Annotated in this window: 10 protein-coding genes and 2 tRNA genes; 2 read left to right on the top strand and 10 right to left on the bottom strand. The window is 68.5% G+C overall.

All coding sequences use genetic code 11. The features are described 5' to 3' along the window. The 6 genes from AOK08_RS38665 to AOK08_RS38690 form a co-directional block, all read right to left on the bottom strand. On the bottom strand, positions 1 to 194 hold a 194-nt coding region (locus AOK08_RS38665), incomplete at its 3' end, for a class I tRNA ligase family protein (RefSeq protein ID WP_055534820.1). Between the two features lie 190 nt (positions 195 to 384). Continuing rightward, on the bottom strand, positions 385 to 1671 hold the full coding sequence (gene clpX, locus AOK08_RS38670) for an ATP-dependent Clp protease ATP-binding subunit ClpX (RefSeq protein WP_055534832.1): 1287 nt from the start codon (positions 1669 to 1671) through the stop codon (positions 385 to 387). Between the two features lie 183 nt (positions 1672 to 1854). Beyond that, positions 1855 to 2553 (bottom strand): ATP-dependent Clp protease proteolytic subunit, encoded by a 699-nt coding sequence (locus AOK08_RS38675; RefSeq protein ID WP_055534822.1) that lies wholly within the window; start codon positions 2551 to 2553, stop codon positions 1855 to 1857. A gap of 50 nt (positions 2554 to 2603) precedes the next feature. Next, positions 2604 to 3212: an ATP-dependent Clp protease proteolytic subunit gene (locus AOK08_RS38680; protein WP_055534834.1), complete on the bottom strand. Its 609-nt coding sequence runs from the start codon at positions 3210 to 3212 to the stop codon at positions 2604 to 2606. A gap of 490 nt (positions 3213 to 3702) precedes the next feature. Continuing rightward, positions 3703 to 5106 carry a trigger factor gene (gene tig, locus AOK08_RS38685; protein ID WP_055534824.1) on the bottom strand — a complete coding sequence of 468 codons (1404 nt, stop codon included), beginning with the start codon at positions 5104 to 5106 and terminating at the stop codon, positions 3703 to 3705. A gap of 214 nt (positions 5107 to 5320) precedes the next feature. After that, positions 5321 to 5397: transfer RNA gene (locus tag AOK08_RS38690), tRNA-Pro, on the bottom strand. Between the two features lie 165 nt (positions 5398 to 5562). On the opposite strand from AOK08_RS38690, the gene AOK08_RS38695 reads away from it, so the two are divergent. Then, positions 5563 to 5633: transfer RNA gene (locus tag AOK08_RS38695), tRNA-Gly, on the top strand. A gap of 112 nt (positions 5634 to 5745) precedes the next feature. Here the strand turns inward: AOK08_RS38695 and AOK08_RS38700 are convergent. The 3 genes from AOK08_RS38700 to AOK08_RS38710 all read right to left on the bottom strand — a co-directional run bounded on the left by AOK08_RS38700 (position 5746) and on the right by AOK08_RS38710 (position 7834). Beyond that, positions 5746 to 5940 (bottom strand): hypothetical protein, encoded by a 195-nt coding sequence (locus AOK08_RS38700; protein ID WP_055534836.1) that lies wholly within the window; start codon positions 5938 to 5940, stop codon positions 5746 to 5748. Positions 5941 to 6143: 203 nt separating this feature from the next. After that, on the bottom strand, positions 6144 to 6584 hold the full coding sequence (locus AOK08_RS38705) for an HD domain-containing protein (RefSeq protein WP_055534838.1): 441 nt from the start codon (positions 6582 to 6584) through the stop codon (positions 6144 to 6146). A 71-nt stretch (positions 6585 to 6655) separates the two neighbouring features. After that, positions 6656 to 7834, bottom strand: coding sequence for a PP2C family protein-serine/threonine phosphatase (locus AOK08_RS38710; protein ID WP_055534826.1), 1179 nt, complete (start codon positions 7832 to 7834; stop codon positions 6656 to 6658). 162 nt (positions 7835 to 7996) lie between these two features. On the opposite strand from AOK08_RS38710, the gene AOK08_RS38715 reads away from it, so the two are divergent. After that, positions 7997 to 9268 (top strand): GNAT family N-acetyltransferase, encoded by a 1272-nt coding sequence (locus AOK08_RS38715; RefSeq protein ID WP_198539524.1) that lies wholly within the window; start codon positions 7997 to 7999, stop codon positions 9266 to 9268. A gap of 115 nt (positions 9269 to 9383) precedes the next feature. On the opposite strand, the gene AOK08_RS38720 is transcribed toward AOK08_RS38715, so the two are convergent. Then, a partial coding sequence (locus tag AOK08_RS38720; protein ID WP_055534830.1) for an Fpg/Nei family DNA glycosylase occupies positions 9384 to 9971 on the bottom strand: 588 nt, incomplete at its 5' end.

A 9971-nucleotide genomic window follows, 5' to 3' on the forward strand; every position in this document is an offset into this window, starting at 1 on the left:
AGGTGGAGGGAGCCGGTGACGTTCGGCGGCGGGATGACGATGGTGTACGCGGGCTTGTCGCTCTTCGCGTCGGCGGCGAAGTAACCGCGCTCCACCCAGCGCTCGTACAGCGGCCCCTCTACGTCGGCCGGCGTGTACTGGGTCGGCAGTTCGGTGATGGGCGCTGTTGGCTGCTGCTGAGCGTTCTCGGTCACCCGGCCAGTTTAGGGGCGTCGCGGGTGTGGCCCGAAACGCGTTTCCTTGTTCGGCGGCGGGAGCGGTTCCAACGGCGGGTCCGGCGGCCCGACATACGTACAGCGGCCCGACATACGTACATACGTCAACGGCGGTGGGGTCCGGTCAGCTGACCGGACCCCACCGCCGTCGTACGAGAACGACCGGGCGTTACGCCGTCTTCTGCTCGCCCGGGCCGCGTCCGCGCGCGTCCCTCGGGATCAGGGTCGGGTTCACGTTCTTCAGGACGACGTCCACCGTGATGACGACGCGGGCCACGTCCTTGCGGGACGGGACCTCGTACATCACCGCCTGGAGGACCTCCTCCATGATGGCGCGCAGGCCACGGGCGCCGGTCTGGCGCAGGATCGCCTGGTCGGCGATGGCCTCCAGGGCCTCGCGCTCGAAGTCCAGCTCCACACCGTCGAGTTCGAAGAGGCGCTGGTACTGCTTGACGAGCGCGTTGCGCGGCTCCACCAGGATCTGGAGGAGGGCCTCGCGGTCGAGGTTGTGGACCGAGGTGATGACCGGGAGGCGGCCGATGAACTCGGGGATCATGCCGAACTTCACCAGGTCCTCGGGCATGACGTCCTCGAAGCGGTCCTTCGCCTCCAGTTCCTTCTTGGAACGGATCGTGGCGCCGAAGCCGATGCCCTTGGCGCCCGCACGGGACTCTACGAGCTTCTCCAGGCCCGCGAAGGCGCCGCCCACGATGAACAGGACGTTCGTCGTGTCGATCTGGATGAACTCCTGGTGCGGGTGCTTGCGTCCGCCCTGCGGCGGGACGGAGGCCGTCGTGCCTTCGAGGATCTTCAGCAGGGCCTGCTGGACGCCCTCGCCGGACACGTCACGCGTGATCGACGGGTTTTCACTCTTCCGCGCGACCTTGTCGATCTCGTCGATGTAGATGATCCCGGTCTCGGCCTTCTTGACGTCGTAGTCCGCCGCCTGGATCAGCTTCAGCAGGATGTTCTCGACGTCCTCGCCGACGTACCCCGCCTCCGTCAGCGCCGTCGCGTCCGCGATGGCGAACGGGACGTTCAGCATGCGCGCCAGGGTCTGCGCGAGGAGGGTCTTGCCGGAGCCCGTGGGGCCCAGCAGGAGAATGTTCGACTTCGCCAACTCGATGGCGTCCTCGCGGCCTTGACCCGTGCTGTTCTCACCGGCCTGGACCCGCTTGTAGTGGTTGTACACCGCGACGGACAGGGCCTTCTTGGCCGACTCCTGACCGACCACGTACCCCTCGAGGAACTCGTAGATCTCGCGGGGCTTGGGGAGTTCCTCCCACCTGACCTCGCTCGTCTCCGCGAGCTCTTCCTCGATGATCTCGTTGCAGAGATCGATGCACTCGTCGCAGATGTACACACCGGGGCCTGCGATGAGCTTCTTGACCTGCTTCTGGCTCTTGCCACAGAACGAGCACTTGAGCAGATCGCCGCCGTCACCGATGCGTGCCACGGTGTGCTTCCCCTTCGCCTGGGAGTCGCCTGCGTCCAGCGGCTCCTGGTGCTGCCTTATGTCCGACGGTACCTTGCCTGGCCCCTCGTTCGGGCCCCCCTTGGCGCGGTTCACTTTGTCGTGCTCCGGGTCAAACCGCGCCAAGGGGCGGCGGACGCCACGGCTTCCGCGTCCACCAGTACGTCAGCGGACGCTGGCGTTGTTCATCTTGCGGGTGGAAATGATCTGGTCGATCAGGCCGTACGCCAGGGCGTCCTCGGCCGTGAGGATCTTGTCGCGCTCGATGTCCTCGCGGATCTTCTCGATCGGCGTGGTGGAGTGCCTGGCCAGCATGTCCTCCAGCTGGGCACGCATCCGGAGGATCTCGTTGGCCGCGATCTCCAGGTCGGAGACCTGGCCCCGGCCGGTCTCGCTGTACGGCTGGTGGATCAGCACGCGCGCGTTGGGCAGCGCCATGCGCTTGCCCGGCGTACCGGCCGCGAGGAGGATCGCGGCGGCGGAGGCCGCCTGGCCCATGCAGACCGTCTGGACGTCCGGCTTCACGAACTGCATCGTGTCGTAAATGGCCGTGAGGGCCGTGAACGAGCCACCGGGGCTGTTGATGTAGACCGAGATGTCCCGGTCGGGGTCCATCGACTCCAGGCACAGCAGCTGCGCCATGACGTCGTTGGCGGAGGCGTCGTCGATCTGCACGCCGAGGAAGATCACGCGCTCCTCGAAGAGCTTCGCGTACGGGTCGTACTCACGCACGCCCTGCGAGGTGCGCTCGACGAAGCGCGGGATGACGTAGCGGGATTCGGCGGCGGGGCCGGTGTACTGCGCCTGGGCGGCCTGGGCGGCCCTCGTACGGTCGTAGAGGCCACTGCCGGGGAAGTCGTTCACGGTGTCTCCTGAAAGGGGCTTAGGCGGGGGCTGAAGGGCATTGGGGGCGTTCACACCCCTGTGCCGCCGCCGCCCGGGATGCCTGCGGCCGTGGCGATGACGTCGTCGATGAGGCCGTACGCCTTGGCCTCCTCGGGGTCGAACCAGCGGTCGCGGTCCGAGTCCCGGGTGACCTGCTCGACCGTCTGGCCCGTGTGCTGCGCGGTGAGCTCCGCCATGCGCCTCTTGGTGTGCAGCAGCCGCTCGGCGTGGATCTTGATGTCCGAAGCCGAACCGGCGAGGCCGGCGGAGGGCTGGTGGATCAGGATCTCGGCGTTCGGCAGGGCGAAGCGCTTGCCGGGCGTACCGGCGCTGAGCAGGAACTGGCCCATGGAGGCGGCGAGACCCATGGCGATGGTCATCACGTCGTTCTTGATGAACTGCATCGTGTCGTAGATCGCCATGCCGGCCGTGATCGAACCGCCCGGGCTGTTGATGTAGAGGTTGATGTCCTTGTCCGGGTCAGCGGCGGCGAGGAGCAGCAACTGCGCGGTGATCTTGTTCGCGATGTCGTCGTCGACCGGCTGGCCGAGGAAGATGATCCGCTCGTTGAGCAGCCGGTTGTAGACCTGGTCGCCGAGGCCACCGCCGATGGAAGGCTCGCCGGCGGCGGAAGGCATCAGATTCGTCACGTCGTATCCACCTGCTCGTATTACGACGGCGCCGGGCCGTCTCACGTGTTCTGCCGGGGCGTGGGGCTGTCCGGCCGTTTTCGGGGACTCCCCTGCCCTCGTATTCATGGACCCTAACGCGCGGGTCCCTCCGGGGAATCCCGGGAAAGGAACTGTTCGCTGTGAGCGCATGTGCTCCGCGGGGTTTAGCGGGAGTTCCGGCGGGGGCGGCTGTGTCTGTGACGGGGTCGGGGTCGGGGTGAGCGTCGCGGGGCTGTGCCCCGGGGCCCCTTGTCGCTTCTCGCCGTGGCTCCGCCGGGGGTGGTCGGGTGCGGCTCGGTGGGGGCTTGTCGCGCAGTTCCCCGCGCCCCTTCAGGGGCGCCCCGGTGGCCGCGGATCACAAGGGACCCTGCGTGGCCCCGGCAGGCACAGGACAGGCCCCCGGGGACCTGAGTTCCCGGGGGCCTGTTCTAGGTGTGCTTCAGAGGTGCCGTGGTTTTCAGGCCTCGGGCTTCTCCTCGACGGCCTCGGCCTCGGCGGCCGGGGTCTCCTCGGTGGCGGCCTCGGCCGTCTCCGTGGTCTCGTCCTCTTCCTCGTCGTCGAGGTCGACGATCTCGCCGTTGGTGTCCTTCACCGTGGCGGCCTCGACCACGACCGCGAGGGCCTTGCCGCGGGCGACCTCGCCGACCAGCATCGGGACCTGGCCGCCCTCGACGACCGCCTGGGCGAACTGGTCGGGGGACATGCCGGAGGAGGCCGCGCGCCGCATGAGGTGCTCGGTGAGCTCCTCCTGGTTGACGTTCAGCTTCTCCTTGTTGACCAGCTCGTCGAGGACGAACTGGGTCTTGATGCCCTTGACCGCGGCTTCCTTGGTCTCGGTGTCGAACTCCTCGGCCGTCTTGCCCTGGATCTCGAGGTACTTCTCGAGGTCGAGGCCCATCTGGCCGAGCTGGTGGTGCTCCAGGTTGTGCTTGCGGGTGTTGATCTCGTCCTCGAGGAGCTTCTCGGGGACGGGCACCTCGACGAGCTCAAGCAGCTTCTCCAGGACGCGCTCCTGGGCCTGCGTGGCCTGGTCGTACTGCTTCATGTTCTCGAGGCGCTTGCGGCTGTCCGCGCGCAGCTCCTCCAGGGTGTCGAACTCGGAGGCGAGCTGGGCGAACTCGTCGTCCAGGGCCGGGAGTTCACGGGCGGCGACCTGGGTGACCTTGACGGTGACCTCGGCCTCCTTGCCGGCCGCCGAGCCACCCTTGAGCTCGGAGGTGAAGGTGGCCTCGCCACCGGCCTCCAGGCCCGTGACGGCGGCGTCGACTCCTTCCAGCAGCTCGCCGGAGCCGATGGTGTAGGAGACGCCGTGCGCGACGCCGTCCTCCAGCACCTCGCCGTCGACCTTGGCCTCCAGGTCCAGCGTCACGACGTCGCCGTCCTCGGCGGCACGCTCGACCGGGGAGGTGGAGGCGAAGCGCTCACGGAGCTGCTCGACCGACTTGTCGATGTCCTCGTCGGTGACCTCGATCGCGTCGACCTCGACCTCGATGCCGGAGTAGTCCGGGATCTCGATGGTCGGGCGGACGTCGACCTCGGCGGTGAAGTTCAGCGTCTCGCCGTCCTTCAACTCCGTGATGTCGACCTCGGGCTGGCCCAGGACGTTGAGCTCGGCCTCGTTGACCGCGTCGGTGTAGAACTTCGGGAGCGCGTCGTTGACGGCCTCCTCCAGAACCGCACCGCGGCCGAACCGCTGGTCGATGATGCGCGCCGGGATCTTGCCCTTCCGGAAGCCCTTCACCGTGACCTGCTGGTTGATCTTCTTGTACGCCGCGTCGAGGCTGTCCTTGAGCTCCTCGAAGGGCACCTCGATGCTGAGCCGAACCCGGGTCGGGTTCAGGGTCTCCACGGCGCTCTTCACGGTTCGGTCTCCTTGGGGGCTGACTTCTTGGGGTTCTGCTGAGGGGTTCAGCGGGTTGTCCTGTTGCCGGACGCGGCAGAGCCTCAGCGGATTCGCGGCCCTTGAGGGACGTAAACAACGCAGACACACGGGCGCGCAGTTTGCATACTAGCCGCAGGCGGTACACGCCCCAAAAGGTGTCCTGCAAGATGATCCTGCCGGTGGTCCGGCACGATGGTCGGGGTGGCGGGATTTGAACCCACGGCCTTCCGCTCCCAAAGCGGACGCGCTACCAAGCTGCGCCACACCCCGTCTGGTGCGACACGTAGGGTACATGGCCACAGGCCAAGACGTTGCCGCATTTCAGGAGTGACAACGGAAGCGACAGCGGGAGTGGAAACCGGGTGTGCGTGAAGGGGGCTCGAACCGCTACGATGCTCTCTGTGCCGCGGTCGCTCTGACCTGCGGCGCACGCGTGCGGGCGTAGCTCAATGGTAGAGCACTAGTCTTCCAAACTAGCTACGCGGGTTCGATTCCCGTCGCCCGCTCTCTCACGTCCCCGGCCCGGTTCCTCTCTGGAACCGGGCCGGTCGCGTTCTCCCCATGGCGGCCGGACCCCCGGCCGGAGACCATGGCCTGCCACGCGGTCTAACACCACGGTCAGAACCGGATCTCGTTGATCGTGTCGGCTATCGAGTTCAGGAAGCGTTGGATGTCGTCCGCCATGCCGGTCGAGGCGAGGAAGAAGCCGAAGAGTATGGCGACGACCGCCGGGCCCGTCTTGATCGAGCCTCCACGGATCAGCACCACCAGGATGATTCCCAACATCAGCACCACTGACAACGAAATGGCCACACTGATCACGCCCTATGGTCGGTCCGCTCTACCGGCCCAGGGATGCGTTTCCTCGCACCCCCGCCAGATCCATCGTGCCACCAACGGGGCCACCGCATGCGGCCGGTGACGCATCATCTGCCCCATGAGATCGTTTTATCCCCATAGGGGACCAACAGCACGAAACATGTTCTTTGTTGGCGATTAGACCGACATTTACGCCCCTAAAGGCCAAGCAGTGTGCGCATTTTGGCGTACTTCTCGGTCAGGCGGGCGCGGGTCGGGGCGTCAAGTACCGCCAGACGGGCCGGGTTCGCGTTGTGCGCCAGGTCCGCCTCCTTGACCAGGAGCGCGCCGGGGGTGGCCAGGACGCGCCGGGCGTACGCCTCGGGGGTCTCCCCCGCGCGCTTGGTGACGGCCAGCACGATGTCCTTCGTACGGCGGGACAACGCGGCTTCCGCCAGCCAGTGTTCGGACAGGGCGTCGTCCTCGACGGCGTCGTGCAGCCAGGCCGCCGCGATCTGCTCGTCGTCGCCGCCACGCGCGCGTACGCCCTCGGCGACGGCCTGGAGGTGCTCCGCGTAGGGGCGGCCCGCCTTGTCCGTCTGCCCGGCGTGCGCGGCCCGGGCAATGGCCTCGACTTCGGCCAGGGACATCGCCTTCATCGGTTCCATCGGTTCCATCGGTTCCATCGGTTCCATCGGCTTCATCGGCTTCATCGGCTTCATCGGCTGGATCAGCTCGTCGCCTGGGCAGTGGGGCCCTCGCGGCAGACCAGCAGGAGCGCCCTGTCGTCGTTCACGTCCCTGGCGACCGCCTCGATGAGGTGCCAGGCCGCGCCGTGGAAGCCGCCGGCCACATAGCGGTCGGCCTCGCCCGTCAGACGGTCGATGCCTTCGACGATGTCCCGCTCCGACGTCTCGACCAGGCCGTCCGTGAACAGCATCAGGACGTCCCCGGGGCGCAGCGATCCCTTCACGGGGTCGAACTGGGCTCCGTCGTACACGCCCAGCAGCGGGCCCTCCGCCGCTTTCTCCTCCCAGCGGCCCGTGCCCGCGCTGAGCTGGAGGCCCGGCGGATGGCCGGCCGAGAAGAGTTCGTAGTCGCCCGAGTCCAGGTCCAGGACGAGGTGGATCGAGGTCGCGAAGCCCTCGTCCCAGTCCTGGCGGAGCAGGTAGCCGTTCGCCGCCGGGAGGAAGGCGTGCGGCGGGAGGGAACCCAGCAGGCCGCCGAAGGCTCCGGAGAGGAGCAGGGCCCTGGAGCCCGCGTCCATGCCCTTGCCCGAGACGTCCGTCAGGACGACCTCCATGGTGCGGCCCCCGTTCGTACGGGCGGCCACCACGAAGTCGCCCGAGAACGACTGGCCGCCCGCCGGGCGCAGCGCCATCTCCCGGTGCCAGCCCTGGGGCAGCTGCGGCAACTTGCTCTGGACGCGGATGCGTTCGCGCAGGTCGAACAGCATCGTGCCGCCGCGTCGCCAGGGGACTCCCACCCGGCTGCGGAACTGGGCGATCAGCAGGCCGAAGAAACCGCAGGCCGCCACCACCAGGACCACACCCGGGGTGACCCGGCTCGGGCCCTCCGTGTACGGGCCCAGCTTCACCGACTCCACTATCAGCGCCGTCGCGGCGGCCGCGTACAGGCCCAGCAGACTGGACGGGCGCAGCAGGAGGCCGCCCGCGACGATCGGGAGGACGAGTGCGGCCGGTGAGCACCACACCGAGTTGGCCAGGGTCGTGGCGGCGATGACCGGGATCGTGATGAGCAGACCGGCGAGCGCGATCCAGTCCGAGCCGTCGCCCCGGAAGTAGTCCACGGCGGATCTGCGCAGGCCGGTGCGGACCCGGTGAGCCTGCTTCTTCAACCGGGCCGTGAACGTCTCGGCCTCCGCGCGCCGCTCTCGTCCTGCTGCCATTAGTTCGGGACCCTATCCATCGGACCAGCCGCTTGGCACGGGAGGTCCCACTTGTCCCCCGTCCGAGCCTCAACTTCACAGTGAAACCCACCGAGGGCCGGTCCGAGGCCCCGAGAGAGAAATTCCCTCGCCCGTCCCTCGCCCCCCTGGTAGTCATGCCTCATGACTACCTCCAGGACTTCCGGGGCCCCCGGCACGACCGAGCTGCGGGTGCTCCGGCCCGACGACTGGGATCAGTGGTACGACAACCTGCTCCGCGCCTTCGGCGGAATGCCGGAGTCCGCCGAGGAGCGGGCGTTGTGGAAATCACTCACCGAGCACGACCGTTCCATCGGGGCCTGGGACGGTGACACGTGTGTGGGCAGTGCCGGTGCGTTCACATTCCGGGTAACCGTACCGGGCGGTGCGTCCGTGCCGGCGGCGGGCGTCACGATGGTCGGTGTCTCCGCCACGCACCGCAGGCGCGGGGTGCTCACCTCGATGATGCGGCGGCAACTGGACGACGTACGGGGCCTGGGCGAGCCGCTGGCCGTCCTCACGGCGTCCGAGCCCGCCATCTACGGCCGGTTCGGGTACGGCGTCGCGACCCACTCGCTGTCCTTCGAGATCGACACGACGCGGGTACGGCTGACGGTGCCGGACGGCGCCGACGACGTACGGCTGCGGTACGCCGTACCGGCCGAAGTCCTCGACGACTGTGAGGCGGTGTACGCGCGGCGGGTGCCGGAGCGGCCAGGGATGCTGGCGCGGATGCCCGGCTGGGCGCCGGTGATGGTGCTCGACCCCGAGGGCGAGCGGGACGGGGCGTCGCCTTTGCAGTGCGTCGTCGCCGAACGGGGCTCGGAGCGGGGCGCGGAGGTCGTGGGGTTCGTCCGCTTCCGGGTCAAGCCCGACTGGGACCTCACCGGGTCCAACAGCTCGGTCGTCGTCGAGGACCTGGAGGCGCTCGACGCCGCCGCGCAGGGGGCGTTGTGGCGTTTCCTGTTCGGCATCGACCTCACGTCGAAGATCGTCGGACGCTCGCGGCCGGTCGAGGAACCGTGGCATCACATGGTGTCGGACATCCGGCGGTGCGCGACGCGCAGGCGGGACTCGCTGTACGTACGACTGGTGGATCTGGGGGCCGCGTTGGAGGCCCGGACCTATCAGGCGCCGGTGGATGTCGTGTTCGACGTCGAGGACGCGTTCTGTCCGTGGAACTCCGGGCGTTGGCGGCTGACGGGCGATACCAAGGGAGCGGTGTGCCGGCGTACGGACGACGCGGCTGATCTCGCGCTGTCCGTACGGGAGTTGGGGTCCGCCTATCTGGGCGGCGTGCCGTTGGCCGGGCTGGGGGCGGCCGGGCGGGTGCGGGAGATCCGGCAGGGGGCCTTGGCTGAGGCTTCTGTGGCGTTCGGGTCGGTGGTGGTGCCTTGGCTGTCGCACGGGTTCTGAGGGGTGGTCTGGGGGGCGGTCTGAGGGCCGCGCTGGGGGCCGCGCTGAGGGCCGCGCTGATTTCCGTTCCCGTGCCTGTTCTGATGCCGGGTGCGGTGACCTCTCCCGTGGTTTCTCACTTGCGCTGGCAGGTGGGGCACCAGAAGAGGTTGCGGGCGGCGAGGTCGGCGGTGCGGATCTCGCCGCCGCAGAGGTGGCAGGGCAGGTTGGCCCTGCGGTAGACGTAGACCTCGCCGCCGTGGTCGTCGACGCGCGGCGGGCGGCCCATCGCCTCCGGGGTGTGCTCCGGGCGGACGGTGTCGATGCGGTTGTTGCGGACTCCCTCGCGCATGAGGGCGACCAGGTCGTTCCAGAGCGCGTTCCACTCGGCGGGTGTGATGTCCCTGCCGGGGCGGTACGGGTCGATGCCGTGCCGGAACAGGACCTCGGCGCGGTAGACGTTGCCCACGCCCGCGATGATCTTCTGGTCCATGAGGAGGGCGGCGATCGTTGTACGGCTGCGGCTGATGCGCGCGTACGCGGTCACGTGGGCGGCGTCTTCGCGGAGGGGGTCCGGGCCCAGGCGGTCGTGTATCGCCTGCTTCTCGGGGTCCGTGATGAGGGCACAGGTGGTGGGGCCCCGGAGGTCCACGTACGAGGTGCTGTTCGTGAGGCGGAGGCGGACCGTGTCCGTGGGGGGTGGGGCGGGGGCGGCGCCGAAGTT

The organism is Streptomyces graminilatus (assembly GCF_001418565.1).
GTDB classification, from domain to species: domain Bacteria; phylum Actinomycetota; class Actinomycetes; order Streptomycetales; family Streptomycetaceae; genus Streptomyces; species Streptomyces graminilatus.

Bases quoted from the DNA above. Each gene is read 5' to 3' on its own strand.
- AOK08_RS38680 (WP_055534834.1), bottom strand. From the start codon at position 3,212: ATGCCTTCCGCCGCCGGCGAGCCTTCCATCGGCGGTGGCCTCGGCGAC.
- AOK08_RS38705 (WP_055534838.1), bottom strand. From the start codon at position 6,584: ATGAAGGCGATGTCCCTGGCCGAAGTCGAGGCCATTGCCCGGGCCGCG.
- AOK08_RS38710 (WP_055534826.1), bottom strand. From the start codon at position 7,834: ATGGCAGCAGGACGAGAGCGGCGCGCGGAGGCCGAGACGTTCACGGCC.
- AOK08_RS38715 (WP_198539524.1), top strand. From the start codon at position 7,997: ATGACTACCTCCAGGACTTCCGGGGCCCCCGGCACGACCGAGCTGCGG.